At 74.0% G+C, this 3,310-nt stretch carries 2 protein-coding genes; both read right to left on the bottom strand.

The annotated features are described in order from the left end of the window. Positions 1-286 precede the first annotated feature (286 nt). Entirely contained in the window at positions 287-1,633 is a 1,347-nt protein-coding gene (gene mnmE, locus CR938_RS14030; RefSeq protein WP_162125580.1) for a tRNA uridine-5-carboxymethylaminomethyl(34) synthesis GTPase MnmE, read from the bottom strand. Positions 1,634-1,721: 88 nt separating this feature from the next. Beyond that, positions 1,722-3,310 (bottom strand): membrane protein insertase YidC (gene yidC, locus CR938_RS14035; protein WP_162125581.1); only part of this gene is annotated, 1,589 nt, incomplete at its 5' end.

Below are 3,310 nucleotides of genomic sequence, written 5' to 3' on the forward strand. Positions count from 1 at the left end.
GCCGGTCAGGGCCTGCAGCAGGTCGCGTTCGTACAGCCAGGCCAGGACCACCGCGGCGGCCATCACCAGGCGCGCCGGCACCCGCAGCGGCGGCATGTCCAGGCGGCGCAGCTGCCACAGCAGCACGGCCAGAAGCACGCACGCGCGCAGCCACGACTTCGGCGAAATCGTCAACAACACCATTCGTTTACTCCCCTGTGGCGGTAGCCGGTGGCAGCGCCGGCGCAGGCGCTCCCGGGGCCGATTGTTCAACGGCACGGGCCGGCTCCACAAGTCGCGGGCCCGGCTACTTGCCGATGCAGAAGGTGCCGAAGATGTGGCCGAGCAGCTCGTCGGCGGGGATCCGCCCGGTGATCGTGCCCAGCGCGTCGTGGCCCAGGCGCAGCTCCTCGGCGGCCAGTTCCAGCTGGCCGGCAGCCAGCCAGGCCTCCGCCTGGCGGCCGTGCTCCAGGGTCCGGCGCAGGCCCTCGACCTGGCGGGCGCGGGCGGGGAACCCGCCCGCGGCCGCCTCCGGCGCGCCCCCGGCGGCCAGTTGCCGCAGGGCCGCGTGCAGCGCCTCCAGACCCCGCCCGGTCAGCGCCGACACGCGCAGGCCGCCGTCGGCCGGCGGCGGCGCGTCGGCCGGCAGCAGGTCGGCCTTGTTGTGGATCCACAGCCGCTGCGGCACCGCCGCCGCGGCCTCGTCTAGCAGGGCGTGGCCGGCATCCGGGTCGCGCGCGTCCACCACCAGCAGGGCCAGGTCGGCGCGTTCCAGCTCGGCACGGGCGCGGCGCATGCCTTCCTGCTCGATCGCGTCGCCGCCCTCGCGCAGGCCGGCGGTGTCGGCCAGGACCAGCTCCAGGCCGTCGATGCGCACGGTCTCGCGCAGCACGTCGCGGGTGGTGCCGGCCACGTCGGCCACGATCGCGCGGGCGTCCCCCGCCAGGGCGTTGAGCAGCGAGCTCTTGCCGGCGTTGGGCGGGCCCAGCAGCACCGCGTGCAGGCCGTCGCGCAGGCGGCGGCCGCGCTCGGCCTCGGCCAGCAGCCGCTCCAGGTCGGCGCACAGGGCCTGCAGCGATGTCCGCACCTGGTCCAGGCCCAGGGTCTCGATCGGCTCGTCGGCGAAGTCGATCGCCGCCTCCACGTGGATCCGCAGGCGCAGCAGGGCTTCGGCCACGGCTTCCACGCGCCGCGAGAACACCCCGTCCAGGGCGCGGCGCGCGGCGCGGGCGGCGCGCAGGTCGGCGGCGGCGATCAGGTCGGCGATGGCCTCGGCCTGGACCAGGTCGAGCTTGCCGTTGAGGAAGGCGCGCTGGCTGAACTCGCCGGGCCGGGCCTGGCGCGCGCCCAGCTCGCGGCAGCGCTCGATCAGGCGGCGCAGCAGCACCGGGCTGCCGTGCGCCTGCAGCTCGGCCACGTCCTCGCCGGTGAAGCTGTGCGGGGCGGGGAAGGCCAGGACGATGCCGTCGTCGATCACCGCCCCGTCGGCGTCGTAGAAGCAGGCGCGCAGCGCGCGGCGGGCCGGCAGCGCGGCGCGGCCGCACATCTGCGCGGCGATGGCCAGGGCGCGCGGGCCGGACAGGCGGACGATGCCGATGCCGCCGGCACCCGGCGCGGTGGCGATGGCGGCGATGGTCTCGGCCTGGGGATCCATGGACACAGCGTAGCGGCGGTGCGGGGCCGGTGGCGGCGGCGGATGCGGGAAGCCCGCCTTGCGGCGGGCTTCCCGGGAGGGTGGCGACCTACTTGGCCGGGCGCGGGGCCGGCTCGCCGTGCTTTTTCATCATGTACCACTGCTGCAGCAGGCCGAGGGCGCCGTTGGTCACCCAGTACAGCACCAGGCCGGCCGGGAAGAAGGCCATCAGCACGCCGAAGGCCACCGGCATGATCTGCATCATGCGCTGCTGCACCGGATCCACCCCCGGAGCCGGCTGCAGCTTCTGGGTGAACCACATCACCGCCACGTTCAGCACCGGCAGGATGAACCACGGGTCGCGCGCGGTCAGGTCCTGGATCCAGCCGATCCACGGCGCGTGGCGCAGCTCGACGGACTCCACCAGCACCCAGTACAGGGCCAGGAACACCGGCATCTGCACCAGGATCGGCAGGCAGCCGCCCATCGGGTTGATCTTCTCCTTCTTGTACAGCTCCATCATCGCCATCTGGAACTTCTGGCGGTCGTCGCCATAGCGTTCCTTCAGCTGCTGGATGCGCGGCTGGAACTTGCGCATCTTGGCGAAGCTCTTGTACTGGGCCGCCGACAGCGGGTAGAGCACCAGCTTGACGATCACCACCAGGCCGATGATCGCCCAGCCCCAGTTGCCGAACAGGCCGTACAGGCCACTGAGCACCCAGAACAGGCCCTCGCCCAGCAGCGCCATCAGCGAGAACTGGCTGTAGTCCACCGCCCGCTCCAGGCCGGGGACACCCTGGGCGCGGATCTGCTCCACCAGTTTCGGGCCCACGTACAGGCGGGCCTGGGTGGTGGCGCTGGCGCCCGGGGCCACCAGCAGCGGAGCGCCCATTGCGCGCACCAGCGGGCCGGTGGCCGGCAGGTCGAGGGAGATGGTGCTCGGCTGGCCGCGCTCGGGGATCCAGGCGCTGAAGAAGTGGTGCTGGAGCATGGCGATCCAGCCGTCGCGGGTCTGCGCGTTGACCCGGCCGTCCTCGAGGTAGTCCTCGTCGAACTTGCGGCGCTGGTAGCTGCCGTCGTACCAGGCCGCGCCGGTGAAGCTGTAGGACTGCGGGCTGGTGAAGCTGCTCTTGAGCACCGGCGGCACGCGCATCAGCTGGCGGTAGACCTGGCCTTGCCAGGGCTGGCTGCCGCGGTTGTGCACCTCGTCGCGCACCTCGATGGCATAGGCGCCGCGGCGCAGGGTGTAGGTGCGCACGATCTCCACGCCGTCCGGGCCGCGCCAGACGAACGGCACGCTGACCGCCTCCTGGCCCTCGCCCAGGGCGTACTCGCGCTGCGGCTGCGCCGGCACGAAACCGGCTTGGTGGGTCGGGGCGGCGCCGCCGGCGCTGACCCAGCCGCTCTGGGCGGCGTAGAACTCGCGCGGGGAATCGTTGAACAGGCGCACCGGCGGGCTGCCGGCCTCGCGGGTCTGCGGGTACTGCAGCAGGTCGGCCTGCAGCACGTTGCCGCCGTCCAGGACCAGGCGCAGCACGTCGGTGGTCACCGTGACCCGGCCGGCGGCCGGGACCGGGGCGGCCGGCGCGGCGGTGTCGGCCACCGCGGTGGCGGCGGGCACGGCGTCGGCACCGGCGGCCTGCGGCGCGGGGACGGGCGCCGCATCCACGGCGGCCGGGGTCTCGGCCGGGGCCGGGG

It is taken from the genome of Pseudoxanthomonas taiwanensis, assembly GCF_010093135.1.
Taxonomy (GTDB): Bacteria; Pseudomonadota; Gammaproteobacteria; order Xanthomonadales; family Xanthomonadaceae; genus Pseudoxanthomonas; species Pseudoxanthomonas taiwanensis.